Source organism: Dendronalium phyllosphericum CENA369 (genome assembly GCF_016056275.1).
GTDB classification, from domain to species: Bacteria; Cyanobacteriota; Cyanobacteriia; order Cyanobacteriales; family Nostocaceae; genus Dendronalium; species Dendronalium phyllosphericum.
In genome coordinates this window covers 1-25,343 of record NZ_JAECZA010000315.1, presented here as the reverse complement: position 1 = coordinate 25,343, position 25,343 = coordinate 1, and the positions used below count along the sequence as shown (strand labels likewise).

Genomic DNA, 25,343 nt, shown 5'->3' with positions numbered 1-25,343 from the left:
ATAGCTACGAATTGCTATTACCCAATGGGATAAAGCAATTGGACAATTGCTTGTACTAACTTCTCTGGTTCCACAGGCTTGGAAATATGCATTTGAAATCCGGCAGCTAAGGCTTGCTGCTGGTTGATTTCTCCTGCATAAGCAGTAAGTGCGATCGCTGGAATGGTTCCTCCTTGTTGGGGCGACCACTTTCTAATTTGCCGAATCAGGGCATAACCATCCATTTCTGGCATTCCAATGTCACACAATAGGAGATTGGGGACAGACTGATTCAAGAAAGTTAATGCCTGTACTGCCGAGGCGGCTGTCTTCACTTGCGCGCCAGATTGTGTCAGGATAAATTCTGCCAAGTCCCGCATATCTGCATCATCATCCACAACCAATATCTCAACACCTGTGAGGTTTGTCACAGTTTCGGAATGACTGTGATTGACAGATGGTTCCTGCTCGACAATATTTAAAGGTAGCAGGACGGTGAATATGGTACCTAAATTCTGTCCTGGACTATCTACTTGAACGGTTCCTCCATGCAGTTCGGTTAAATGGCGCACAATCGCCAGCCCCAATCCTAGCCCGCCGAATTTTCGTGTGGTTGTGGCATCTTCTTGCTGAAAGTATTCAAACACATGAGGTAAAAACTCTGGGTTGATACCAATGCCTGTGTCTTTGACTTGAATCTCAGCATACATGCCACCCTGCTTTAGTTCTACCTCAACTCGTCCTCCCGATGGTGTGAACTTCACAGCGTTGGAAACAAGGTTCCAGACAACTTGTTGCAGGCGGTTCGCATCGCCAAAAACTGTTCCATAAATTGGGTTGAGTCTGGTCTGAATGTGAATGTTTTTGGTTTCTGCTGCCAGTCGTACCGTTTCTGTAGCTGCTTGAATTGTTGCAGCTAAATTAACTGGAGCGACGTTTAAGGTCATTTTTCCTTGAAGGATGCGGGAGACATCTAACAAGTCTTCAATCAACTCCGCTTGCAGCTTGGCATTGCGTTCGATTGTTTCTAAGGCTTGTTCGGCTTTTGTTGAGTCTAAGCGCCGACTTCGTAACATTTTTGTCCAGCCGAGAATCGGATTTAGGGGCGATCGCAATTCGTGGGAAAGCACCGCTAGAAATTCGTCTTTAACTCGGTTAGCAGCTTCGGCTTTGGCGCGATCGTGTTGAGCAACTCGGTACAACTGAGCATTTTCCATAGCTAAGGAAGCGCGGTGAGCTAGTTCTTCGGCTAGTTGCAAGTCGATTTGGTCGTATCGCAGTCCAGACTCGGCAGAAACAAAGGTAATTACACCAAGAATTTGTGTTTGAGTTTTAAGTGGCACTGTCATGATAGATTTGAACCCAACTTGGCGCAAAATTTCTAAATGTTCTGGATCGCGGGCTGCTTGTACGAGCAACTCCTCGGGAATATCGGCTAAGAAATCAGATTGCCCAGTTCGTAATGTCAATGCAGCACCGCGAGGAGCATTCGGGTCTAGAGGATATTTTTGTCTGATTTGCTGCGCCCATTGGAGTTTTGCCGGGTCGGTATGAGCTACTGCAATCTGCTCAATGGAACCATCTTCTTCAACGATGTGAATAGTACACCAATCTGCCAACTCGGATACTGCTAGCTGTGCCAATCGCTCCAAGGTGATTTGGTAATCGAGCGAAGAGGCCAGGACTGCACTCGCTGACGCGAGAAAGCTTTGACCGCGCTCTAACCGTACTTGCTCTGTTACATCTACGACATATACTAAAACGTCTTCTACTCGATGGTTTGCGTTTGTTGTGGGCAAATAGTAAACGTTGTAGTAACCGGGGGAGCGATCGCTACGTCCGGGAACATTGATGGCAAAACTAGAAGAAATAAAAGGATTCCCTGTGGTGTAAATGTGATGAAAGACTTCGACTAATTTAGAATCGAATTGACCAAAAATTTCGGGAATTGAACGTCCGAAGTGCTGTTCGCGGGTGAGTCCGTTAATTTGGGCTAATGCTTCATTAATGGCAATAAATCGCTGGTTGGTATCTAACAGACCAATGCCAATCGGTGAGGTTTCAAACAAAGCTGTTAATTGGCGCTGTGCGACTTCCACTTGCGTCCGAGCGATGCGTTCTCGTTCTAGCAATCGTTCTCGCTCTTGTTCGGCTTGCTTGCGTTCTGTGATGTCAATGAGAACGCCAATCATGTGCGTCGGTTGTCCTTGGGCATTATATATAAATTGTCCTCTAGCTTCTGTCCAGCGAATAGAACCATCCGTCCAAAGAGTTCGATATTCTTGGTGATATTCGATTCTCTGGAGCATAGCTTGTTGCAGAGCTATTTCAGTTTGAGCTAAGTCATCTGGATGAACGCTATTGAGCCACATTTCATAGCTGGGTTGGCACTCGTTTGGTTGAAGTCCCATGATGGCAAATTGGCCGTCTGACCAAGTTACCGTATTCATCTGCATATCCCAGTCCCAGGTTCCCATGCGACCGACCATCAAGGCTAGTTGCAGCCTAGCTGTGCTATCTTGCAATGCCTCTTCTGCGCGCGATCGCTCGACGGCTAGCCAAGTTTTTTGAGCAATTCGCTCCATCAGTGCCACATCCTCTTTTGTCCAGTGGCGAGGCGAAACATGATGCAGCACAAGCAAGGCCACAAATCGGCTTTCTTTCACCAAGGGAACGCACAGTAAAGATTTTGTCTGAATTGCTTCAAAGGCAGCCGCTTCTGGGTTGCTAATCCGAGGATCGCTATCTACATCATCTACAACTAATGTTTTGCCCTGTTTTAATTCAGCAATGATTTCAGCACCAAAGAAATTCATCTGGTAACTGCCAACCACGCTGATGACACCATTGCAATAGTCGCGATCGACGACGATGTATTCTTGGCTGGCATCAATTTCACCGTAGGTACAGCGAGTAACTTGGAAGTGTTGCCCTGTACCATTAACAACTCGCCAGATGATTTCCTTCGAGTCTTCAATGGTACGAATTGCGTCATTCAATTCGATGAGAAATTGCTGCTGTTCTTCTTTGTACTGGAGCTTCTTGAGCAGTTCTTCAATTTGTTGTCGTGCCTGTATTTGGCGTGGCGCATTTTCTACTAAGGATTGCAGCTCTTGTTTTTGCCGCTCTAAGGTGGCGATCGCTTGCTGCTGTTCAACGATTTGTTGCAGCAAGGCGTTGCGATCTACCCCATCATTCCCCAGGTTACGGGCAAAGCGTTCAATCGCCTCAGAACGGGAAATTCCTTGTGTGTGAGCCTCTTCATCAAGTAATTGCCATGCTGTACTGGTAAGAGATAAGCTCACTCTTTGTTTGGTTTCTGAGTCCCAATTGCTAACAAATTTACCAGTGGCATCGCGCTTCATGAATATTCATCCGTATGCATACACGGCTTCTTCTATTCAATCCGAGTTTCTTGCTAATCAGGATCTGCCTAAAGACTGAGGTTTTAGCTTAGATTAGAAACCTTGTAAGTGCTGAGTACTGAGTGCTGAGTGCTGAGTTAAAAGTCAGGAGGCAGGAGGCAGGAGGCAGAAGTCGCAAGTCGCAAGTTATTCTCCCTCATCTCCCTCATCTCCCTCATCTCCCCCTACTCCCCCTACTCCCTTTTTCATCTGGAAGTCCCTAACCCCACCTTCCATCCTTGTTCTGTTTGCTTTAAGTTAAAAGAACTACAGGACTGTAAAAATTTAATAAAATTACCGCTCAGTTGCAAAGATTTGATTTGCTCGGTAATTGGTTTACCATACTGCTGCTTAAATGAGCTACCTAAATTTCCAATGTTAATGTAGCTGTCAGGAGATTGTTTAGTTAACTCATTAATAATATACTTGAGCGCTTGTTCTAAATCTGCTTTGGAAGTAATACGAGATAGTAAAGATGCATCGGCACTCCTTATTAGACTATCATCCTGGTTATTACTAGCTTTGGCTTGTTCGATTTCAAATAGTGTTATGTAACATTCAGACGCTTCATCAACTTGATGAATCACAAAATCAGCAGGATAGTTAATAAAAATATCTCTAGCTTTTTTACCGGGAAGATGTTTAGAAATAACTTGACTTATATTAAATTTATATTTATTTTTAAAAGTTTGAGAAATAGTAGCCAGCTTAACCCAACAACTTTGAGTATGTTTTTGTTCGACTTTGATTAATTCTTTAATTTGTTGAAGAAATTGTTCAAGTGTTGGTATTTCGAGTCCAGAATTAAGGAATTGTTTAACAATCTTACCCTGAGAATAATTTAATACTATAATACCTTCTCCTTGCTTACTAACCTGATATACGATTAATCCATTCTGCTGAAGATGATTGCAAAGGTTAGTCATCACTTTATCTGACGAACATACTAAAACTTCTTTGGCATTTGGGTAACGCTCGCGAACAGATGAGCCAAAAGCGATCATTTTGCCATCAGCATTGTCCTTACCAGTAGGTACATGAATTAAGTCATAACCACGTCCGTGTAATTCAACATCTCGTTTACCCATACTGCACCAATTGGCAAAGGCAATTTTAACTTGAATGGGATAATTACAAACTTCTTTTAAAAATTTTTCTGTTTCAGTGTTAAGTTGTAAATTTTCTGCATCCAAAAGTAATACTGCTATCCCTGTCTGAGTAATAGTAAGCGAATTAGCAGCAGATTCATATTGTTGAGATAATTTGAAATTTATGAGTTTATCTGAACCATTTAACTCAGTTGTTGCAGTATTAATTTGACGAAGTTTTTCTACTAATTCTAATAAGATTGGTGAAGTAAAGGCTTCAGGAGTTAACATAGCTTTCAGATATTTGTGCAATTTTTGTAGCAATGCATCTCTATCTGAAATTGGACTGAGTATTTCTATAAATTTTGCCGTTAAATTCAATTGATTAGAAGAACTAAGCCACTGAACATTCCTGTACTTTTCGAGCAGTAATTCTGGCTGCTGTTCTTGAATAGCAATAATTGCTTGACATACATAGAAACCAATTTTATTTAATTGTGTAGAATCATGGACAGTCAACTCTTCATTTGGCATAGCTCACATATTACAGTAGGACAACCTGGCTAATACCATCATTAAAGACGGTAATTTTCCCATGTTATATCTGGGCAGGAAACCATCTGAGAACCGTAAAACTGCCTAAACTGTTCCAGATAAAACAGAGAGGAAAAGGTTAAGAGGTTGTTTGAAAAGTCTAATTTGTTACTTGCCTTTGCGACTAGAAGTCGCGGCTACACGAGACTTTACCCCTTCGGGGCGGGAGTGGGGAGTAGGGAGTAGGGAGTAGGGGAAGAAATTAGCCCCGAAAAAGGTTAAAGCCTCGCCCGCAAGTGGCGCGAAAAATCCTTGTATTGCACAAGATAGGTTGAAACCCCGCCCCGAAGGGGGCGGCTTAGTTTCCCTACTCCCTACTCCCTTTTATCCACCTTTGTGGGTTCAACAAGCTTGATTTTCCGTTAGTCCGAGTAGGCGGACTTCGTTTGTGTAGTAGCGAATTATATTCGCCTAAATTTTATTTTTACTTTATAAATAACCTCTAATAGGCATACCTTAACTAAGGTAGACGAGCAAAAACGTAGTCACGGGTACGAGAATCAATCGGATTGGAAAACATTTTTTTTGTAGTACCAAATTCAACTATTTGACCGATGCGATTTTCATTAGTATGAAAGAAAGCTGTAAAATCAGATATCCGAGCGACTTGCTGCAAATTGTGACTAATAATCACCATTGTTAATTCAGAACGCAAGCGCAAACTTTGGATTAAAGTCTCAACTTTCATGCTAGCAATTGGATCGAGACCAAAACAAGGCTCATCCATTAAAAGAATTTTTGGTTTGACTGCTAAAGTACGGGCAATGCATAATCGCTGTTGTTGACCAGCAGAAAGTTCTAAAGCCGATTTGTGCAATTTATTTTTCACTTCATCCCAAAGGTCGGCCTCTTTAATTGCAGATTCTATAATCTCATCCAATTCTACTTTCGGTCGCCAGCCTACTATTTTCACTCCATAAGCAACATTATCATAAACGCTCAAAGGAAAAAGATTTGGTTTGGGGAGTACCATGCTGACTTGCCGACGCAGCCTATTTAAGTTAATCCGACGTTCATAGATATTTTGATTAAAAAATTCTACTTTCCCTTCAACGTGTGCTTCTCCTTCTAATTCACACATGCGATTTAGACATTTGATAAAAGTCGATTTTCCACAACCACTAGGGCCAATAATTGCTGTTACTTTGCTTTGGTAAATCTCCATTGATACTCCTTCGAGTATCTTTTGGGTATCGTAATAAAAATTGAGATTTTTGACTTTGATGGCTGGAATTAGTTTATTCATCTCTAAAAAAACATGTGCAATAAATATTGACTCAACAAAAACATTGTGAAGTCAATATGGACTCCTTACGGCTTTGCAGAGCAAAAGTCAGCATTCATTGATGCTAAACAGCAGTATGAAATAGTAGATATTTGAATCAAAATCAACGTCAATTTTGGCGTTTTTTAGTCAAAATTAACTGTTTATCTGGCAATTCAAGATTTTGTCAAGTATTGCATCAATTTACAATCAAGCAACTAACAATACAGTAATTTTTTTTGCGATCGCCTAACTAGTTCAACTTGAAATAATACGTTTTTTCTGGTGAAATTGTCATCTAATCATCGCATTAGTTTATACTGCTACCTGGAGTATAGCTACTTTATAACTTTGAGTCTATATATAAGTAGATTTACGCGATAAATTTAAGTAGGGTAAAGCTACAGTAATAATTCGTAATTCGTGAGTAGGTCTGGTTTTGGTGGTTCTCCCGCTTTGGCAAGCAGGGGGGGAAGAAATTAGATAATTGTATTTAGATGCAAGAATTGAGTACTTTACCGATGCACTCCCCTGAGATACAACTTAACCAAAACGCCCGGAAACATAGTCACGGGTGCGAGAGTCGAGTGGGTTGTTAAAAATTTGCTCTGTAGTGCCAAATTCAACCATTTGACCGATACGACTCTCATCAGTGCTGAAGAAAGCTGTGAAATCGGAGACACGAGTAGCCTGCTGCATGTTGTGAGTAACGATCGCAATTGTCAATTGGGAGCGTAAACTATGGATCAGTTCCTCAACTTTCATCGTAGCGATAGGGTCAAGAGCAGAACAAGGCTCATCCATCAGCAAAATTTTGGGTTTGACTGCTAAGGCACGGGCAATGCATAATCGCTGTTGTTGACCGCCAGAAAGTCCCAAAGCTGATTTATTTAGCTTATCTTTCACTTCATCCCAGAGAGCAGCATCTTTGAGGGCAGATTCGACAATTTCATCTAATTCTGTTGGCGATCGCCTGCGTGATATTCTCATACCATAGGCAACATTTTCGTAAATGCTCATCGAAAAAGGATTTGGTTTTTGAAACACCATCCCAATTTGACGACGTAGCTGATTTAAGTTGATGCGAGAGTTATAAATATTCTGACCCAAAAATTCGACGCTTCCTTCTACTTTTACAGAACCTTCTAATTCACTAATCCGATTAAGAGTTTTGATGAAGGTAGATTTACCACAACCACTAGGGCCAATAATTGCAGTTACTTGGTTCTGGTAAATATCCATTGATATTCCTTCAATGGCTTTAGACTTGCTGTAGTAAAAGCTTAAATTTTTGACTTTTATAGCTGGAATTAAATTACTCATACTTGCAAATAAATTAAAATAAAAAATAGAAAACTTTTACTTGGTCGCGCCCAGAATACGCAGACCATACGTCTACTTGGTGTGGAATGGCAGTCGCTCCACTTGGGGAGACAAATATGAGCGTTTTGTAACCCAATCCCCAATCCCCAATCCCTTTTACTTTCTCTTTCTTGTAATTAAACGAGATATGAGACTAACACATAAAACTAAGCTTAGTAAGACTATAGAAGTAGTCCAAACTAATTGGTTTTTTTGGGGATCGGGGTCGTTATAAAGATTAAAAATTAATACTGGTAGAGAAGCTGTAGGACTCAATAAATCTGCCGACCAATCTAGGCTAAACAAAGCAGTAAAAAGCAGAGGTGCTGTTTCCCCAGCAGCACGGGCCACAGCCAATAATATACCTGTGGTAATTCCGGGTATAGCAGCTGTAACGACAATACGAAAAGTAGTTTGGAAGCGAGTTCCACCCAAAGCAGCGGAGGCGAGACGTTGTTCGACAGGAATTAGTTTTAAAGCTTCTTCTGTTGTAAGAACGATTATAGGTAACATGATGACAGCTAAAGCAAAACCACCTGCGATCGCACTAAATCCTTTAGTAACTAAAACAATAACACCGTAAGCAAATACACCCACTACAATTGAAGGCACACCACTAAGAATAGTAGCAATAAAGCGAACAACGCGAGTTGGGTTAGTTTGACCAAATTCTGCTAAAAATATCCCTGTTAACATGCCTACAGGAATACTTAGTAATGAACCGATACCTACAACTGTTACTGTCCCTAAAATGGCATTGCCAAAACCATAATCAATCACTGATTTGACAAACATATCTGCTTTTAAACCAGATATTCCTCGATGGAGAATTTCCCATAAAATAGATAGTAAAGGAATTAACGCTAACCCTGTCAAAGCAAAAGCGATCGCATTCATTCCATAATTAAATAATAATCTTCCTGTTGGTAAAGGTCTGTATAATTCTGCTGTCAAAGATTTATCTATTTCTGATTTTTGATAACCACTCATAATAATTCGTAATTCGTAATTTAGATACACTTATTTGTTTAGTTATTATCTATTTTTCCTACGAACCCACTGCACTAATAAGACAGCACCAATATTTACGGCTAAAGTCAAACCAAATAAAATTAAGCCCAAATAGCTTAAAGCGCCAATGTGCAAACCTGGTTCGGCTTCAGCAAATTCATTGGCTAATACAGAGGGAATTGTATAAGCTGGATCGAGTAAGGAAGCACTAATTTGAGCAGAGTTACCAATTACCATAGTTACAGCCATTGTTTCGCCTAAAGCGCGTCCTAAGGCAAGCATTGCAGCACTTACAATTCCTGAAAATCCAGCTGGTAGTAATATCCGAAAAATTGTTTCCCAACGAGTGCTACCTAAAGCCATTGACGCGCTACGTAATTCTTGAGGTATCGCCATTAAGACATCGCGGCTAATTGCTGCCATTGTCGGCAAAATCATAATGGCTAGAATAATTCCCGCAGTTAACATATTTGTTCCCACAGGGTCTTCTGAATTAAATAGTGGTATCCATTTAAAATGAATAGCTAACCACTTTTGTAGGGGTTCTAAAACTGGAATAAAAATAAAAATACTCCACAATCCAATAATGACGCTAGGAATTGCTGCAATTAATTCAACAATAAATGCTAGAGTACTTTGTACAGTTTTTGGTAAGAAATTTTCGCTAGTTACTAAAGCAATGGCTATGCCTACTGGGATAGCACATAAAATTGCGATCGCACTACTAACTAAAGTTCCATAAATATAAGGTAGTGCGCCAAAAATTTGGTTTCCTGTATCCCAATCTTGACTCCATAAAAACCCAATTCCAAATTTACCAATAGCTGGTTGAGCTTCACTAAAAATTACCCAACTCATCGTAAATAACACAGCAACAGTAGTTACTGCAAAAACATACACAAGCCATGTGAATCCTTTATCGAGCCAAAAACTCGTGCCATCGGTAGCTGTCAATTGAATATTTTCATCGCTGAATGTTGATGAATTTTTGTCGTCTGATTGAGATGAATTTGCCATGAAAAATTAAAATGCTAAACTCTTTGCATAGTATTAAGGTGGGCTATTGACCCACCTTACTTAAAGAAATAAGATTGCAAATTTGGGTTTATTTAACAGTGCTATTCACTGTTTGAAGCACGCGACTAACAACATCAGAAGGGATTTTAGTGTAGTTGAGATCGTCGTTATATTGTTGACCGTCTTGCAATACCCAGTTAATCCATTTTTTAACAGCATTTGCTTTAGAAGCATTACCATACTGTTTGTAAATCAGCATCCAGGTAAGTCCAACAATAGGATAACCTTGTCCTGGATCTCCTACAAAAACGCGATAGTTATTGGGAAAACTTACAGTTGATAAAGCAGAATTTGCCGATTGTAAAGAAGGAGATACAAATTCTCCTGCTTTGTTTTGTACTTGTGCTGATTTTAAATTGTTTTTAACAGCGTAAGCATATTCTACATAGCCAACAGCTCCAGGGGTACGGGCTACTAAGGCAGCTACACCAGGGTTGCCTTTGCCTTTAAGGACGTTTGGTAAAGTCCATGTTGGAGCAGTGTTAGCTCCAATTCTCCCTTTAAAGTAAGAACTGATAGCACTTAAGTGATTAGTAAAAATGAAAGTTGTACCGCTACCATCAGCACGAACAACAAATTTAATTGGTTGATTTGGTAGATTTACACCAGGATTATCAGCTTTAATTTTTGCGTCGTTCCATTTAGTGATTTGACCTGAAAAAATCGCTGGTAATGTAGATCGAGATAATTTCAGATTGTTAACACCTGGAAGATTATAAACAACAGAAACTGCGCCACCTGCTGTAGGCACTAAAATTACGCCATTCTTAACTTTGTTAATTTCATCATCTTTCATTGCAGCATCACTGCCACCAAAATCAACAGTTCCGGCAATCACTTGACGAATACCGCCGCCACTACCAATTCCTTGATAGTTAATTGTTAAATCTGGATGCTTCTTTTTAACTTCACGGGCATATCTTTCATAGAGAGGAGCCGGGAAAGTTGCTCCCGCTCCATTGAGAGTTTCTGCTTGGGCGATCGCTCCTAAAATAGGACTAATAAAAACAGCAGATGTTATCAATGAAGTAGTAAATACTCCACGTAAAGCAGTAGTTGAAAAACTCATATTACTCCGTAGTTTAAGGAATTGCTTTTGCTGCGATCGCAGCTTATAGATAAGCTATATTATTTATTAATTAAATCAATTTAAAAATAGGTAAACTCCTAGTTAAAATTTATTTAAATCTAAGTTATAATTAGGTTGCAATATTAATTATTAAATATTTTAAAGTTATTCAAAACCAAGCTAAATAATAAAATTTACTAGACTTTTTAAAGTAAGCTCAGTTTAATAGCCAAGCATTAAGCTGATTTTATTTTTTAATTACGATGTAGATAAGATTCCTAAATTAAGATTAAAAATTCGGGTATCTGAAACTTTGAATTCTCCCTAATACAATGTAACTGCTATAACATTTACTATTGTTGCGATCGCAAAACTGAAAAACTCGTCAAAGTTATCTCAGTTACAGAGGTAATTAACGCCTGACCGATACCAAAATATGAGGGAGATCGTTCTTCACGGCTAACAAATGACTAATAATATAAGAAAGCGCTTCACACTTCTTAAATATCAGCTTTATTAGAACAATGGCGAGAGATTTGCGAGGATTCATCAAAATTCTGGAACAAAGAGGACAATTAAAGCGGATTTCAGCTTTAGTTGACCCTGATTTAGAAATTGCTGAGATTTCCAACCGGATGCTACAACAAGGTGGGCCGGGGCTATTATTTGAAAATGTTAAAGGTGCATCATTCCCGGTGGCGGTGAATTTGATGGGAACGGTGGAAAGGATATGTTGGGCAATGAATATGCAGCATCCAGAGGAATTGGAAACTCTGGGGAAAAAGCTGAGTATGCTGCAACAACCAAAACCGCCAAAGAAAATTTCCCAAGCAATAGATTTTGGCAAAGTCCTGTTTGATGTGGTAAAAGCCAAGCCAGGACGTGACTTTTTTCCCAGTTGTCAGCAAGTGGTAATTCCAGGCGATGAATTAGATTTGCACAAGCTACCTTTAATACGTCCTTATCCTGGTGATGCTGGTAAGATTATCACGCTGGGGTTAGTAATTACCAAAGATTGCGAGACAGGTACGCCAAACGTGGGTGTGTATCGCTTGCAACTGCAATCACAGAAGACAATGACCGTTCACTGGTTATCCGTGCGCGGTGGGGCGAGGCACTTGCGGAAAGCCGCCGAACGCGGACAGAAATTAGAAATTGCGATCGCCCTTGGTGTAGATCCTCTAATTATCATGGCAGCTGCTACACCCATTCCGGTAGATTTATCAGAATGGCTGTTTGCTGGACTTTACGGCGGTTCTGGCGTGCAGTTGGCAAAGTGTAAAACAGTAGATTTGCAAGTTCCCGCCGATTCAGAATTTGTCTTGGAAGGAACGATTACACCAGGGGAAGTCTTGCCTGATGGGCCTTTTGGCGACCACATGGGTTATTACGGTGGCGTGGAAGATTCGCCTTTGATTCGCTTCCAATGTATGACACACCGCAAAGATCCGATTTACTTAACAACATTTAGCGGTCGTCCGCCCAAAGAAGAAGCGATGATGGCGATCGCGCTTAATCGCATTTACACCCCGATTCTGCGGCAACAAGTCTCAGAAATTGTCGATTTCTTCCTGCCAATGGAAGCTTTGAGTTATAAAGCGGCGATTATTTCTATTGATAAAGCATATCCAGGACAAGCGCGAAGGGCAGCTTTAGCATTTTGGAGTGCTTTGCCACAATTTACTTATACCAAGTTTGTCATTGTTGTGGATAAAGAAATAAATATTCGCGATCCGCGTCAAGTAGTTTGGGCGATTAGTTCCAAAGTTGACCCCACACGAGATGTATTTATTTTGCCAAATACACCCTTTGATACCTTAGATTTTGCCAGCGAAAAAATTGGTTTAGGTGGACGTATGGGAATTGATGCCACTACGAAGATTCCCCCGGAAATTGACCATGAGTGGGGTGCTACTTTGGAGTCAGATCCAGATGTAGCGGCAATGGTAGACAGACGATGGGCAGAATATGATTTAGCTGATTTGCAGTTAGGAGAAGTCGATCCAAATTTGTTTGGCTACGATATGAAGTAAAATATGACACCAGCGTTAGGGCTGGTGTCAAAACTTGGAAAAAATAATGAACAAAAATCCGAAAAATCCTGCTTTAAATCTAGTAATAGGAGTAGCACTTGGCTGTATTAGCGTAATTACTAATAGCGATATAGCTAATCAAATAGCATTAGCAAAATCTATCAAGCCACAAAATTGCGATGTTTTCGCCTACGTCATCGATAAAAATCCACAGGGTTTAAATGTGCGGAGTGGCGCAAGTATCAATCACAAAATCCTCGGACAAATACCCATCAACGAAACAGTAAAGATGATCGCTACTGCTGGAGATTGGGTGCAGATTACAGATGCTAGCGATGGTTTTCCTGGAACTGGATGGGTGTTTGGGCCAAAGTTAGGTATTTCAACGCGGGGTTATGGTACTAATGGCGTGGATCTTTATGCCAGTGCCAGTCAAAAAAGCCGAAAAATAGGCAAAATTCCCTCTAATGTGAGTGTTAAATTATTAGGTTGTCGGGGTGATTGGGCGCGGGTAGAATATCAAGGCGTTAAGGGTTGGTTGAAAAAAGAAGATCGGTGCGCTGCTGCCTTGACAACTTGTTCTTAAAATTCAAGTGTCTATTTTAACTTTCTCGAATCCACAGTGCTAACCCTCCCCCACGCCCGCGAGCTGCAATGAAATTTTCTGTGACTATAAAGAAGGCAAAGAAGGGTAGTTTTGCTATGGGTTGGTTGTAAAAATCCTCAGACTGCACTTTACCAGAGCGAATCGGTCTATTGTAGACAAGGCGATCAAAAATACCGATTAGCATCTGGTTAAAATCAAATGCCAATAGATTTTTTTTACCTAAATATTGTGTTGGCCCCATCAGTTTCAACGACACCGTGCCTAATTGAACTTGATTACTAACTTCACCTCTGCCTAAACCTTGTTCTAAAGCAGCGCTAAAAGAAATGTAAATTGCTACAAATTTGGGCACATACAAACCTTTGCCTAAGACAATTCCTCCTCGTTCTCTAGCTTTTTTAGTGCCTGTAGCAAAACAAAGTCGCCATTTGCCCAAAAGAGCATCAAAGCTGTAAGTTAACCGTTGCTGCTTAGTGGCTTTTTCTGCCTGTAGCAAGGCATTTACCATTTCCTCAGTAGTCGGACGTTTAACCTTTTGTCCTCGAAATGCAGCCGCCGCTTGTGATAGCACGCTTATAAAATCAGGTGTAGTTGTAGATGTCAAATCAGCTGTCATAAAGGCACTTTTTGCTTTTGTGATAGATTGTAGCGTTAATCTCTTTTATGACTTTAAATCGATCGCTAGCTTGATGAAGTGCGATAATTTATCTGCGATCGCTCTTACCCTAAAGTTAATACACTTACTCGAAAATCTGCCAATAACTGTCGAGTCCTTAATCCAGTTTCCCATTTATCCTTGATTTTTCAAATAGTAAGTCTGTCTTAGTGCCTCTTCTATAGAACCTACTCGCTGAAAGATTTCTATTAGCTCGTGAGATTTTATTTTTCGCTTAGTTAATAATATCTTCAATGGTGTTAACAACTCAACATCTGGGTCATCGCCAAGAGCAACCTCAGATGCTTGCAAAACTTTAGTAGAATTTATCATAATATCTTCGTTACCAAAACCTTCTTTTGCTGATAATTGATGCAAAGTTGCATCGGGTGTAGTTGCTCTCCCAAGTAAGGTTTTATCTAAAATTAAACCTTTTAATAATGCCAGCAATGCTGCATAAATCGAAAAATCATCACAACTATCGCAAGCCTTAAATTCTATACGACCCACTTCAGCCGGAATGCGAGCAAGTTTTGTCAAAGAAGGTACGCTCTTAAGCAATTGTTCCTGTTTCTCAACAAAAACTAAAGCTGCCGATCTTTTGCCTGTTCTCACAAACGTTCGTACTGACAAACCATCCCATAAACCTCCGTCATAAAAAGGAGAACTATAAGTAAAGGGAACAATATAAGGACTGTAATAAGTTAACTTTTTACCAATATCAATTAAACTTTCAATAGATAAGTTTGAGACTGAAATATTCAAATCTGGCCCATATGTCACCATATAAATATTAGCAGTTTGCTCATCAGGGTAAGCTTGTAGCTGTTTAATTTCATAATCATTTAACGGGGGTTGAGGTTCAAAAACTTTATTGTAGGGATTAAAGCTATGCAACACTGGTATAAAACCAAAATTCGTGGCAACTTCATGCAGTAAGTGAAAACTGTTTGACAACTCTGTAATAGCAGTTTGAATATTAGAGTGTATAGTCGTTCTAATTTCAATGCCTTTAGGTAAACAGTCAATTACTTTGTCGGAATCCGCAAATCGTTCAAATCCCTCAATGTACCATCTTTTCTTCTTGATTCCAGCATCGCCAACTCGTAATTGTAGATAATCATTGGGGTATGTAGGTAGCTTTTCAATAATTTGCTCAAAATCTGCAAATTTTGTGTGAGTAAAATCGGCAAATTTTCCTTCCTTGTTAAGAAAAGCTACTTCATGCTCAATGCCAAAAAAGAATTTCATTTACACCTTAATTACTAGTATCAATTTTCTTTAACTAATGCCAAAGAATATAAATTATGCAAAGATAAGCTGTTGAGAATGCTAGGCCCACTCAAGTGCATACTCAGCAGTCAAGTATCGTTCCTGGCAAACAATCTGCTATATGAAAGTAGTTTGCAATAACAACTTTATCAAATTTATAATCAATTACATCAATAATCTCTCACGACTTTGGATTTATGAGAAATTGCAGCTGCTACCTGAAGCTGGCAAACTCCGATTTATAGTTTAATTAATGGTATTTATTGAATATGATTGAGGTTAACTTTGGTTTTTTTCATCAATACCTCCACAATACAGATTAACTTCTACTTACAGTTTAAGTAGAAAAATTCTCAAGATTAATCTCAGACAGATTTTACCCTAAGACAGAGTATTGCAAACTAGGAAATTTATGCGATCGCATCTGCTAAAGTATGGTGAAGTTTTCTCGTTACATCTCCTTTGTTTGAGTTTTTGATGTGATTGTTATTGCGAAGTATCAACTGATTTGATATTACTTTCTACCTTCATGCACCCGAAACCAGCGCAGACATGTTTGAATCCGCTCGGATCTTTCTGGATGTGAGTGTTGTTGGAATGCACGGGCTGTTTTGCGACTTCACTAGCAGCGCGTATAGCAAGTTGCAAGCACGTACTGTCGGTTGTTTCTATTGTGGATACTGATGGTATGATGGATGGGCAATTCGGTTCTGGTGGGGGTCAGCTACCAGAAATAACGGGGAAAGTTCGGTGTAAATCCGGCACTGTCCCGCAACTGTGAACCAGTTTGTGATTTGAGATAAACGAACCAAACGATCGCGCCACTTGCTACAACCGATAAATCATCGCAACGCAATGGCTCTAAAATCTCAAATTGGGTGAGTCAGGATGCCCGCCGAAGTATACTTATCAGTTCTACACATCTGCGAGGTACAGATGACTGCCACTACAAATATTTCTACTACTAATCGCTCTGGTATCGAGCACATCTTGTTTGTATGTACAACCTGTGCCAGTGTTTGGCAAGACGGAAAACGTCAAGGTGAGAGTGGAGGTCAAAAACTTCTACAGCAGCTCGAACAGCTTGCACAAAATTGGAATTTACAAGATGAATTTCCTATCCAAGAAGTGGAATGCATGAGTGCTTGTAACCGTTCTTGTGTCATCGCCTTTGCTGCTCAAGGCAAGTTAACATATCTGTTTGGCGATCTAACTCCTGACGGCAGTGCATCTGCTGTACTGGAATGTGCTAGTAAATACTACGCCAATTCTGATGGTTTACTGCCTTGGTCAGAGCGACCCGAACCGCTAAAAAAGGGTATCCTAGCCAGGATTCCACCCTTAAGGAACTTGCAAAAATAGCGAGCTGAGGAGGGTGGGAGAGAAGAATATCATTATGATGCGCGTTTTGATTTTGGGGGGAACCGGAGATGCTGCCGAACTAGTTGCAAGAGTTGCGGCTATCCCAGGAATCGAGGCGATCGCATCCTTAGCCGGTCGCACCCGCGAACCATCAACCCCAATTGGCAATGTCCGTATTGGGGGCTTCGGCGGTGCTACTGGATTAGCTGACTATCTGCGTCAGATGCATATCGATTTACTTATTGATGCCACCCATCCCTTCGCTACTCAAATTTCCTGGAATGCGGCGACTGCTGCAACCGAAGTAGGCATACCGCGTCTGATGATGATTCGCCCTCCGTGGGAGAAAATGAGTAGCGATCGCTGGATTGAAGTTGACAATATCGATGCTGCTGCCTTTGTCCTCAAAAATCAAGCCCAGCGCGTATTTTTAACCGTTGGCAGACAAGAACTAGCCGCCTTCGCTCACCTAAAGGAAATGTGGTTTATCATGCGAATGATTGACCCTCCCGCTGCTGATGCTGTTGTGCCGCCAGGAATCGTACTGTGCGATCGCGGGCCTTTTGCCCTGCACAACGAAAGACAAATTCTTATTCACCACAACATCGATGCGATCGTTAGTAAAAACAGTGGTGGTGATGCAACCTACGCCAAGATTATTGCAGCGCGAGAACTTGGATTGAAAGTTGTTATGGTAAATCGTCCAGCTACACCGCCAGGAGAGCAAGTCGCAGATGTTGATGGTGCTTTAGCATGGCTTTGTGACAAATTGCCAAGCTAGTATGAAGAGTGCTGAGTGCTGAGTTAAAAGACCGTCCACTTTACTTGCGGAATATCAACCTTCTCCCGATTGTAAGATTCCGCCACTTGCTCCTTTTGGCTACAAGCCAAGACCTACGAGGGGCAGGGCATTTACCGAGTGCGAAAGCACTGAGTACTCTTTTTCTTACTCAGCACTCAGCACTCAGCACTCAGCACTCAGCACTCAGCACTGAGTATAGTAAACAATAGAATGGGCAACAACGATGAAACTGAGCAGCAAGCATAAATTTTAGGCAATTGCTTTAACAATTGCCTATCGGGATCGTGTATTTTTTGTCTTTTAAATATTTCAGATCGAAAAAAATGCAACTACGGGGCTAAATTTTTCGCGATCGACTGGTTGGGTTTTAAAAAAACTTTCGTCAGGCAACAACTGTAGATGGACACTTGATTGGGGCAAAGACCGTCATCACAAGTATCCTCTACTTGTTGCTCTCATTAACAGACACTTTAGCCAACGCAAGGCTTTTATCCACTTCAAGAGGATAATCAGATTTTAGACCGAAACTAACGAACTCAATGATGTGTAGTGAGGAGCAGTATCATTAACCTGCTTTAAGTCTGATATCGACTTGCGGTCTAAGGAGACTTTTTAGGGGTAGCGGCAGGGGTAGTAGCAGGTGTAGTGGCAGGTGTAGCAGCAGGAGAACCGGCATCATTCGGTTCGCCAGCAGCTGGTGTAGTAGTGGCAGTACCGCTAGGTTCATTGGTACCACTTTCACAAGCTACGAGAGTTCCAGCCAAACTTAACAATAGAACCAAACCAAGGATTTTTGTTTTCATAACTCCTCTTTCACCAAATTGTGGCAATAAAAATTTTTCGCCTGTTGAATACGATAACCTAAATTGTTGCTTTTTTTTAAATATCAATCAATTACATTTTTAAAAACAATACTTTAGAGTGATTTTTTTTGCTTTGGTTATTATGCGCTAGCCTGATTACTTTCTGGGTATTTTTGATTTGCGAGCAAGATAACTTAATTATCGAATGTAGATTCCCAAGTTTTAGCGGCAAATCCAGATATCATACCAAAAATTGTCATATTTTCGTAAACTCTTGGCCCTTGACATATTACGTTGCCATACTTAAAGGCAACACCAAAACCATAGGATCGTCCAATTAGCGATCGCTAATTGCAAGTACTGCAATATCTTAGTGATGCCAACATTGGTGCAGCTAGCTATAAAAACACTTAAAACAGTGTAGGGTGTTAAATGTACTTATCACACAAATGACGATTTTAACCTTAGCAAAAACAAATAATTAGTTTAAAATACAGTACTTTCAATCTAAAAAAATTTATGGCTGCTGCTCGCAAATCAGCTGTTTCTGCAACTGGTACTAGGTTCCGGCGAGATTCTACTCCGTCTTCAGGGAAGCGGCGCTCCGCGCGGAGTGCATCTACAGTTGCTACTGAAACTTCATCAGTATCCTCCCGCAGACAACGGCGTTCTGCAAAAGATTTATCGGTTTCTGCCCCTAACCGAGGGCAATTGGACAATCAGCAAGTCTTTAACCATCAAGAACAGTCTAGTACAACGCAGAAAAATCCGAAGACTGGTTCTTTGCGCCTGCCTGCCATGCCTACTACTGGAGCAACAAGTTTGTGGTTGCTGCGATTGTCCAAGTTGCATCGTTATTCTTCAGTGGTGGCGTTTTTGTTAGTAGCAGCAACTTTGGTAGTTTATGGTTGGACAGTATATTCTCAAGAACTGTGGAGTCAAGATTACGCCAAAATACAAAACCTGCGGCGTAATGAACGACAGCTAACAACAACTAACGCGACTCTAAAAAATAAAATGGCTGAGGAAGCTGAACAACCAACAGCAGGACTGGTATCACCAACTCCAGCAAGGACGATTTTTGTGCCCTTAGCACCTAGTAATCAAAATTCTACACTTCCCAACACAAAACCAAATCCCCAAACGCAGCAGCAAACCCCCTCGCCGCTGGGATATTAAAGTCAAGAGTCAGTAGCCAGCGCATCGGTAGAAAAACTAATAACTGACAACTGACAACTGACCACTGACAAAGGACAACCCCAATGGAGAAGCCACCGAATAAATTAAGATTCAGAAGCTTGCGGAATCCAGACTTTACAAAACGGCAGAAAACTTCCGCTCAAAAGTTGATGGAACCACCTGCTTCTAATATCTCAGACCGGATTCCGAACATCAGATCCCGGCTATTGATAGTATGGGGCATATTAATTGCCGCAGGGTTGGGATTGGCTATCAATTTATATCAGTTGCAAATTGTGCGGGGGCCAAAGTTAACACAGCAGGCGCGAAACCAGCAAATGGTGAATTTGCGACCTTATACACCCCGGCGTTTGGTGGTAGATCGCATTAACAATGTCTTAGCAATTGACCGTCCGGTGTATACTTTGTTTGCCCATCCCAAGTTGTTTGACAAGTCTAATCAACAAATGGCAGATTTGCTGGCTCCATTGCTGGATAAAAATGCTACTGATTTAGTAAAAACTTTTCAAGGTCAAAAAAGTGGGATTACGCTTGCAACTGCTCTACCAGAAGCAGTTGCCGATCGCATTACCGGAATGCGCTTAAATGGTTTAGAACTGATTCAAAAATACTCTCGCTTTTACCCAACAGAGGATTTGGCTGCTGATGTAGTAGGGTACGTAAATCTCGACCGTCGCGGTCAAGCTGGTGTGGAATATTCTCAAGAAAAGTTGCTAGAACGCTCTGTGCAAACGGTGCGGCTCAGTCGAGCGGGTAACGGGGCACTGATGCCAGCTTATGCACCTGATGGGTTTCTGCATTTTGACGATATGCAACTGCAACTGACTATCGATAGTCGCTTACAACGCGCTGCCCGCGCTGCTCTCAAACAGCAGATGGAGAAGTTTAGAGCTAAACGCGGGGCAGTTATTGTGATGGATGCTTTCGATGGTTCTCTACTTGCTTTGGTTTCTCAGCCGACTTATAATCCCAACGAATATTCTAAAGCGGATATTTCACTGTTCAAAAACTGGACTGTAGCCGATCTTTACGAGCCAGGATCGACTTTTAAACCTGTGAATGTAGCGATCGCTCTCGAAAATGGTGTCATCAAACCAGATGATATGTTTAATGACCCCGGTTCGATTCAAGTTGCTAACTACACCATCAGAAATGCCGAACACAACGGTTATGGGCGGATCAGCATTGCTCAAATTCTCCAAAATTCCAGCAACATTGGGATGGTACAAATCATCCAAAGATTGCGCCCCTCACTTTACTACAACTGGCTAGAACGCTTGGGTCTAGGGCAAACCGTTGATACAGATTTGCCTTTTGAAGTTCGCGGTCGGCTCAAAAGTCAAGAAGAATTTATTACATCGCCCATTGAGCCAGCTACTACATCCTTTGGTCAAGGCTTTTCTTTGACACCGTTACAACTAGTACAAATGCACGGAGCTTTAGCCAACGGTGGCAAATTGGTTACACCCCATGTAGTTAGGGGGTTGATTGATAGCAAAGGACAGATGCATTATTCACCAGAACTTCCCAAACCCCGGCAAATTTTTTCAGCCACGACAACTCAAAAGGTGGTAGAAATGATGGAAACCGTTGTTACCGAAGGCACTGGTAAGGTATCGCAAATTCCTGGATATCGGATTGCTGGCAAAACTGGTACAGCCCAAAAAGCCAGTCCTAATGGCGGTTACATTCCTGGCGCGAGAATCACGAGCTTTGTTGCTATTTTGCCAGCAGAATCTCCTCGCTATGTAGTGTTTGCATTGGTAGATGAGCCAAAAGGAGAAAATGCCTATGGTTCTACAGTGGCCGCACCAATTGTCAAATCTGTGATGGAAACACTGATTCCCCTAGAACAGATTCCCCCAAGTCAGCCAGTTAATCAAGCGACAAAAACACCACAGTAGGGATGAGGGGGATGAGGGAGATGAGGGAGAAATTTCCCCTACTCTCTATATTCAAGAGAGTCGATCGCGGTAAAATCTACAACCAAGCATGAATAAGATTTCTTTGGCTTACACCCCTTTTCAACACATACTTTGGAGTTTCTGCTTAATAGTATTATTTGTTCTGGGAGGCGGGGACGCTGAAGCAGGCGAGTTGTCCGAACGGTTAGCAAATTTTCCTCAATGGGAAAAATTAACTTCTGTGCAACCGACTTCGGGAGATTTAATTTATCCTGGGTGGATGGCTGGGACTTGGCAAGTAAAGAGTACTTTGGTTGATTTAGCTGCTCCTTTGGCCCCAGATATTGTAACACCTGGATTTGAAGGTAATCGGCGACAACTAAATCAGCCTGTGAGTTTTTTAGTACGCTTTATCAAGCGATCGCCTTTTACTGGTTTAAAATTTCTCTCTAGGGGAGACGAAAAATCAGCAATTTTAATAGCAGATAGAGCATTTAATAGCTTGAATTTGGCTAGGGCTTATTTAGGGGATGAAGCTGTGTTATCAGTCAAAGTAGATCCAGAATCGCCCAATCGCCAGATTACATTTTTGCGTAGTAAATGCTCTGAGGGTAGATTTTGCGATCGCCAATTGGTTTCCCTTGTGACTGCACGCGCTACAGAAACTACACCAGACGGCAAGTTTATTACTACAGAAGTTTTTCAACAACTGTTTAAAGGTGGTTCGCATCCTTATTTTAATTCTGTTGAATCTACCACAGCCTATCGCCAACTTTCTACATCTAATCCAGCAATAGATGCAGATCAAGTTACTGCTGTCTACCTTTCTCCCCAAGATCCAGATTACTTTGCCGCAGCTTCAAGGCCTGTTGCTCTTTATCGCTATCGCCTGGAATTTTTCCCCGCAGAACTGCTAGCTACTTCCAAAGAATGATTTGTCATTAAGCTCTTGACTACATAGCACTACAAATGTAGTATAAAGATTCCAAGCTAACGCTTGCGCTCTTGGATAGGTGCATCATGGCAAAATTTCGAGATATTATCAATTATTTTCATCCCTACTGGAAGCTGAGTGTTTTCAGTATTACAGCATCCAGCATTTACGAAATTATTGACTTGGTTGTTCCTTATGCGATTGGACAGATTTTGAATATTTTGTCGGGGCAACCGTTAGATATACCACTCCAACAGGCGATCGCCAGCATTTCATCTTTTATCAATTACCCAGTAAATAAACTTCTATCTTTAGGTGTATTACTGGGTTTAATTTTCGTTGTCACTGTAGTCAGAGCGCCAACACAGCCGTGGTTAACCGCTTGGTTTCACTGGGATATAGCTATCAGGGCGCGTCGGGATAAATTTCAAATAGCCATCGAAAAAATTCTAACTCTCCCATTGGAATTTTACGATGAAAATAACCCCGGACGCATTGCCGGACGAATAGCTAGAGGTGTTACTAATCATACTTGGACATATCCAGAAATTGCTGGTCAGTTAATTCCTAAACTGATTCGTGTGTTAGGAATTTTTGTGTTTATCTTGCTAATTGAGTGGCGGATTGCACTTTTATATCTAATATCCTTTGTCATTATCCTTGGCTTTGGTTTGAAGGAGTTACAGCGCATAATTAAGCAAGAAAGTCGCCTAGATAAATACTCAGAAAATACTGAAAGTCGCAATTCCGAACTAATTACTAATATCAAAACAGTAAAAGCATTTGCTACAGAAGCTAGGGAGATGAAGCGGCAAAACCAACGTTTGGTTCGCGAGCTAAAGGTGCTTGATTATCGCATCCATAAAGGATACGTGAAACTGATTACTTGGCAGAAGACTGTAATTCAGTTTTGCGTGTTTGCAATACTGGCTTTAACTTTAGTAGCTACAGTCAACGGTAAAATTTCCCTCGGTCATTTTGTTATGACCTTAACTCTTTCCAGCATGGCGTATGCCGAATTAGAACCTATTAGCAACTTAGCTGAAGTTTTTGCGCGTCGCTATTCTTCGATGCTGCGGTTTCACGAATTTCTTCAAGAGCCAACTGGTTCTGATTCAGCTAGTCTTTTAGAAGCAGAAGAATCATCCTATAAATTTACCGGAAAACTGGAGCTTGCCCGCGTTAGTTTTGGGTATGATGCTAACCGTCAAGTTTTACAAGATATCAACTTGTTGATTGAGCCATATCAAACAGTAGCGTTAGTTGGGCGTTCCGGTTCTGGTAAGTCTACTTTAGTAAAGCTGCTGTTACGGTATTTTGAACCTCAAGAAGGTCAGATTCTGATTGATGGTCAAGATATTCGCACCTTAGATGTGGGTAAGTATAGAAGGAGATTGGCGATCGTTCACCAAGAAGTAGACGTTTTTAACGGTACTATATTGGATAACCTCACCTACGGCAGGCCAAGCGCTAGTTTTGAACAGGTTCAGGAAGCTTGTAGAATTGCCAGAGTTGATGAAGTAGTTGCAGCATTGCCTCAAGGTTATTACACCATTGTTGGAGAACGCGGCGTGAGGTTATCTGGAGGACAAAGACAGCGCTTAGGAATTGCTAGGGCGTTGCTAGTAGAACCAGATATACTAATTTTTGACGAAGCTACCTCTAGCCTAGATTACGAGTCTGAGCGTTCAATTCAACTGGCGATGCGATCGCTTCAGGGAACTTGCACCACAATTATAATTGCCCACCGTCTGAGTACAGTACGGGAAGCCGATAAGATTGTGGTTCTAGATCGAGGAAGGGTTGTAGAGGTGGGTAGCCACGAAGAACTTTTGCGTCATGAAGGCATTTATTACCGCTTGCACTCGCTCCAAGAAACAGGAGAACTCTTGAGTTAAGTACAAAAAACTGGGTTTGTTGAATCAGCCCAGTTTACTTTATAAAAAATTTCTGGCGATCGCTTGAAATTTCTCAAATCTGGTGCTACGATAGTCAATCGTAGGGTAAACGGGTCGGTGTCCGAGTGGTTAATGGAGACGGACTGTAAATCCGTTGGTTTACGCCTACGCTGGTTCAAATCCAGCCCGGCCCATTTTAGATTTTGAATTTCATCAGAATTCAAAATCTAAAATCCTAAAGAAAGTTCGCCCGTGTGGCTCAGTGGTAGAGCACACCCTTGGTAAGGGTGAGGTCACGAGTTCAATCCTCGTCACGGGCTTTGTGAAAATACCTTGTACCAACAGTTGTATGTAGTTGCATAAACTGATGTGTACTATATAAGGATCACTTTATATACCTAAGCACAAAAGTTGCATATTGACCAGCCAGAACTGCTTAAACGCATACTTGTAGGTTTTAGACTCTAATGAGTAAAAATCGAGCGCTTGACAATATATACTAACGTTTGCCGATAGTAACGCGAAACGATATCATTGTGATTGTCAGTTTCAAATCTGAAGAGACAAAGCTAATTTTTGAAGGCTTTACATCTCCTCAATACCCACCCAATATTCAGAAGACTGTTTTACGAAAACTGCTTATCCTTGATGCAACAACATCAATTAAGTTTTTTTAATCTTCGGCTCTTTAATTTCTCTACTGACCAATCTGAATAGGCTATAAAATGATGTAATGACTGTGCCGAGTTTATACTTACTACTTTCGCTATTTCTGGTAATGATTTTCTTTTTATTGGTGAAATTATCCCTAAATGTAAATATTTGAAGCATTCATAATTTCTTACTTCTTTAAACAGGTCTTTGTACTCTGCACAATATGCATCTACGAGCGCAACTGTTGGCTGGGCATCCCTTGGCAGATGTTTCAGGATTTGTAATTCTACATCCATTGCTCTACTTACCTTGTAGAGTTCTATTTTTCCTTTATTCTATTCATTCTATCCGGAAAGTGACAGAAGAGGGGT

At 41.1% G+C, this 25,343-nt stretch carries 19 protein-coding genes, 2 tRNA genes, 1 pseudogene and 1 riboswitch; of the genes and pseudogenes, 10 read left to right on the top strand and 12 right to left on the bottom strand.

What is annotated here, in order from left to right:
* Positions 1-17: 17 nt before the first annotated feature.
* From I8752_RS35715 to pstS, 7 genes are all read right to left on the bottom strand, one after another.
* Positions 18-3,344, bottom strand: a complete 3,327-nt coding sequence (locus I8752_RS35715; RefSeq protein WP_225896123.1) for an ATP-binding protein — start codon at positions 3,342-3,344, stop codon at positions 18-20.
* A 245-nt stretch (positions 3,345-3,589) separates the two neighbouring features.
* Positions 3,590-5,005, bottom strand: coding sequence for an NYN domain-containing protein (locus I8752_RS35710; protein ID WP_214436873.1), 1,416 nt, complete (start codon positions 5,003-5,005; stop codon positions 3,590-3,592).
* Between the two features lie 520 nt (positions 5,006-5,525).
* Positions 5,526-6,311, bottom strand: a complete 786-nt coding sequence (locus I8752_RS35705) for a phosphate ABC transporter ATP-binding protein (protein WP_214436872.1) — start codon at positions 6,309-6,311, stop codon at positions 5,526-5,528.
* A gap of 561 nt (positions 6,312-6,872) precedes the next feature.
* Positions 6,873-7,652 carry a phosphate ABC transporter ATP-binding protein PstB gene (gene pstB / locus I8752_RS35700; protein ID WP_214436871.1) on the bottom strand — a complete coding sequence of 260 codons (780 nt, stop codon included), beginning with the start codon at positions 7,650-7,652 and terminating at the stop codon, positions 6,873-6,875.
* Between the two features lie 156 nt (positions 7,653-7,808).
* Positions 7,809-8,681 carry a phosphate ABC transporter permease PstA gene (gene pstA, locus I8752_RS35695; RefSeq protein WP_214436870.1) on the bottom strand — a complete coding sequence of 291 codons (873 nt, stop codon included), beginning with the start codon at positions 8,679-8,681 and terminating at the stop codon, positions 7,809-7,811.
* A gap of 45 nt (positions 8,682-8,726) precedes the next feature.
* Positions 8,727-9,719: a phosphate ABC transporter permease subunit PstC gene (gene pstC / locus I8752_RS35690; protein WP_214436869.1), complete on the bottom strand. Its 993-nt coding sequence runs from the start codon at positions 9,717-9,719 to the stop codon at positions 8,727-8,729.
* 88 nt (positions 9,720-9,807) lie between these two features.
* Positions 9,808-10,848, bottom strand: coding sequence for a phosphate ABC transporter substrate-binding protein PstS (gene pstS, locus I8752_RS35685; RefSeq protein WP_214436868.1), 1,041 nt, complete (start codon positions 10,846-10,848; stop codon positions 9,808-9,810).
* A 524-nt stretch (positions 10,849-11,372) separates the two neighbouring features.
* Here pstS and I8752_RS35680 point away from each other — a divergent pair.
* Together I8752_RS35680 and I8752_RS35675 are read left to right on the top strand one after the other, a co-directional pair.
* The gene (locus I8752_RS35680; RefSeq protein ID WP_214436867.1) at positions 11,373-12,881 is read left to right on the top strand and encodes a UbiD family decarboxylase; all 1,509 of its coding nucleotides are present in this window, start codon (positions 11,373-11,375) and stop codon (positions 12,879-12,881) included.
* A 46-nt stretch (positions 12,882-12,927) separates the two neighbouring features.
* Entirely contained in the window at positions 12,928-13,467 is a 540-nt protein-coding gene (locus I8752_RS35675) for an SH3 domain-containing protein (RefSeq protein ID WP_214436866.1), read from the top strand.
* Between the two features lie 16 nt (positions 13,468-13,483).
* Here I8752_RS35675 and I8752_RS35670 read toward each other — a convergent pair whose 3' ends face one another.
* Genes I8752_RS35670 through I8752_RS35665 form a run of 3 tightly spaced genes read right to left on the bottom strand, consistent with a single transcriptional unit; the run spans position 13,484 to position 15,394 of the window.
* A complete protein-coding gene (locus tag I8752_RS35670; protein ID WP_214436865.1) occupies positions 13,484-14,104 on the bottom strand; it encodes a hypothetical protein in 621 nt (206 codons plus the stop codon).
* Positions 14,105-14,149: 45 nt separating this feature from the next.
* Positions 14,150-14,278 (bottom strand): hypothetical protein, encoded by a 129-nt coding sequence (locus I8752_RS38300; protein ID WP_263986781.1) that lies wholly within the window; start codon positions 14,276-14,278, stop codon positions 14,150-14,152.
* Positions 14,279-15,394: a glutamate--cysteine ligase gene (locus tag I8752_RS35665; protein WP_214436864.1), complete on the bottom strand. Its 1,116-nt coding sequence runs from the start codon at positions 15,392-15,394 to the stop codon at positions 14,279-14,281.
* A gap of 709 nt (positions 15,395-16,103) precedes the next feature.
* A riboswitch (cobalamin riboswitch) is annotated at positions 16,104-16,329 on the top strand.
* A gap of 22 nt (positions 16,330-16,351) precedes the next feature.
* Between I8752_RS35665 and I8752_RS35660 the strand changes: the two genes are divergently transcribed.
* Both I8752_RS35660 and I8752_RS35655 read left to right on the top strand, forming a co-directional pair.
* Positions 16,352-16,777 carry a DUF1636 domain-containing protein gene (locus I8752_RS35660; RefSeq protein ID WP_214436863.1) on the top strand — a complete coding sequence of 142 codons (426 nt, stop codon included), beginning with the start codon at positions 16,352-16,354 and terminating at the stop codon, positions 16,775-16,777.
* A gap of 37 nt (positions 16,778-16,814) precedes the next feature.
* Positions 16,815-17,558 carry a cobalt-precorrin-6A reductase gene (locus tag I8752_RS35655; RefSeq protein WP_214436890.1) on the top strand — a complete coding sequence of 248 codons (744 nt, stop codon included), beginning with the start codon at positions 16,815-16,817 and terminating at the stop codon, positions 17,556-17,558.
* A gap of 620 nt (positions 17,559-18,178) precedes the next feature.
* Here the strand turns inward: I8752_RS35655 and I8752_RS35650 are convergent.
* The gene (locus tag I8752_RS35650) at positions 18,179-18,382 is read right to left on the bottom strand and encodes a hypothetical protein (protein WP_214436862.1); all 204 of its coding nucleotides are present in this window, start codon (positions 18,380-18,382) and stop codon (positions 18,179-18,181) included.
* A 519-nt stretch (positions 18,383-18,901) separates the two neighbouring features.
* Here I8752_RS35650 and I8752_RS35645 point away from each other — a divergent pair.
* From I8752_RS35645 to I8752_RS35620, 6 genes are all read left to right on the top strand, one after another.
* Entirely contained in the window at positions 18,902-19,561 is a 660-nt protein-coding gene (locus I8752_RS35645) for a hypothetical protein (protein WP_214436861.1), read from the top strand.
* Positions 19,562-19,644: 83 nt separating this feature from the next.
* Positions 19,645-21,486 (top strand): peptidoglycan D,D-transpeptidase FtsI family protein, encoded by a 1,842-nt coding sequence (locus I8752_RS35640; RefSeq protein ID WP_214436860.1) that lies wholly within the window; start codon positions 19,645-19,647, stop codon positions 21,484-21,486.
* An 88-nt stretch (positions 21,487-21,574) separates the two neighbouring features.
* The gene (locus I8752_RS35635; RefSeq protein ID WP_214436859.1) at positions 21,575-22,420 is read left to right on the top strand and encodes a DUF6816 family protein; all 846 of its coding nucleotides are present in this window, start codon (positions 21,575-21,577) and stop codon (positions 22,418-22,420) included.
* Positions 22,421-22,506: 86 nt separating this feature from the next.
* Complete coding sequence (locus tag I8752_RS35630; protein ID WP_214436858.1) at positions 22,507-24,318, top strand: ABC transporter ATP-binding protein; 1,812 nt, start codon at positions 22,507-22,509, stop codon at positions 24,316-24,318.
* Between the two features lie 111 nt (positions 24,319-24,429).
* Positions 24,430-24,512 (top strand) — tRNA-Tyr (locus I8752_RS35625).
* Positions 24,513-24,566: 54 nt separating this feature from the next.
* A tRNA-Thr gene (locus I8752_RS35620) sits at positions 24,567-24,638 on the top strand.
* Between the two features lie 345 nt (positions 24,639-24,983).
* On the opposite strand, the pseudogene I8752_RS35615 reads toward I8752_RS35620, so the two are convergent.
* Positions 24,984-25,268: pseudogene (locus I8752_RS35615) on the bottom strand (IS701 family transposase); the annotation flags it as partial.
* Positions 25,269-25,343 lie beyond the last annotated feature (75 nt).

Coding starts and splice junctions, on each gene's coding strand:
- I8752_RS35665 (WP_214436864.1), bottom strand. CDS start 15,394: ATGAAATTCTTTTTTGGCATTGAGCATGAAGTAGCTTTTCTTAACAAG.
- I8752_RS35635 (WP_214436859.1), top strand. CDS start 21,575: ATGAATAAGATTTCTTTGGCTTACACCCCTTTTCAACACATACTTTGG.
- I8752_RS35640 (WP_214436860.1), top strand. CDS start 19,645: ATGGAGAAGCCACCGAATAAATTAAGATTCAGAAGCTTGCGGAATCCA.
- I8752_RS35675 (WP_214436866.1), top strand. CDS start 12,928: ATGAACAAAAATCCGAAAAATCCTGCTTTAAATCTAGTAATAGGAGTA.
- I8752_RS35680 (WP_214436867.1), top strand. CDS start 11,373: ATGGCGAGAGATTTGCGAGGATTCATCAAAATTCTGGAACAAAGAGGA.
- I8752_RS35645 (WP_214436861.1), top strand. CDS start 18,902: ATGGCTGCTGCTCGCAAATCAGCTGTTTCTGCAACTGGTACTAGGTTC.
- pstB (WP_214436871.1), bottom strand. CDS start 7,652: ATGAGTAATTTAATTCCAGCTATAAAAGTCAAAAATTTAAGCTTTTAC.
- I8752_RS35650 (WP_214436862.1), bottom strand. CDS start 18,382: ATGAAAACAAAAATCCTTGGTTTGGTTCTATTGTTAAGTTTGGCTGGA.
- I8752_RS35710 (WP_214436873.1), bottom strand. CDS start 5,005: ATGCCAAATGAAGAGTTGACTGTCCATGATTCTACACAATTAAATAAA.
- I8752_RS35655 (WP_214436890.1), top strand. CDS start 16,815: ATGCGCGTTTTGATTTTGGGGGGAACCGGAGATGCTGCCGAACTAGTT.
- I8752_RS35660 (WP_214436863.1), top strand. CDS start 16,352: ATGACTGCCACTACAAATATTTCTACTACTAATCGCTCTGGTATCGAG.
- I8752_RS35705 (WP_214436872.1), bottom strand. CDS start 6,311: ATGAATAAACTAATTCCAGCCATCAAAGTCAAAAATCTCAATTTTTAT.
- I8752_RS35715 (WP_225896123.1), bottom strand. CDS start 3,344: ATGAAGCGCGATGCCACTGGTAAATTTGTTAGCAATTGGGACTCAGAA.
- pstC (WP_214436869.1), bottom strand. CDS start 9,719: ATGGCAAATTCATCTCAATCAGACGACAAAAATTCATCAACATTCAGC.
- I8752_RS35630 (WP_214436858.1), top strand. CDS start 22,507: ATGGCAAAATTTCGAGATATTATCAATTATTTTCATCCCTACTGGAAG.
- pstA (WP_214436870.1), bottom strand. CDS start 8,681: ATGAGTGGTTATCAAAAATCAGAAATAGATAAATCTTTGACAGCAGAA.
- I8752_RS38300 (WP_263986781.1), bottom strand. CDS start 14,278: ATGGGAAACTGGATTAAGGACTCGACAGTTATTGGCAGATTTTCGAGT.
- I8752_RS35670 (WP_214436865.1), bottom strand. CDS start 14,104: ATGACAGCTGATTTGACATCTACAACTACACCTGATTTTATAAGCGTG.
- pstS (WP_214436868.1), bottom strand. CDS start 10,848: ATGAGTTTTTCAACTACTGCTTTACGTGGAGTATTTACTACTTCATTG.